Origin of the sequence: Rhizobium sp. RHZ01, assembly GCF_014851595.1 — a bacterium.
Lineage (GTDB): Bacteria > Pseudomonadota > Alphaproteobacteria > Rhizobiales > Rhizobiaceae > Rhizobium > Rhizobium altiplani.
Window position 1 is genome coordinate 1 of sequence record NZ_JACUZZ010000154.1, and the last position, 255, is coordinate 255.

1 protein-coding gene is annotated in these 255 nt (G+C 66.7%); it reads right to left on the minus strand.

Features of this window, described 5'->3' with window-relative positions; translation table 11 throughout:
* On the minus strand, positions 1-254 hold a 254-nt coding region (locus tag IB248_RS31250), incomplete at its 3' end, for a DUF3300 domain-containing protein (protein WP_246779346.1).
* Position 255: the final 1 nt, after the last annotated feature.

The window sequence follows — 255 nt, forward strand, 5'->3', positions numbered from 1 at the left end:
CGGTTCGCCTCGACGATCTGCAGCGGAAACAGCGAGCTAGCCGTGATCAGTGCCACGAGGTCATCCGGATAAAGTGCGATGCGCGCGACAAGCGTCTCGAGTTCGTCCTCCGTCAAGGCCTGAGGCGCCGCTGCTGTTTCGGCGGTACTCGGTGCCGGCGCGGCGGCTGAAGCAGAAGCGGGTGCGGGCGCTGGCTGCTGCGCGTAGGCAGTCGGTAGCTCTGTCGGAATGACGAGCCAGGACACCGCCGCCAGC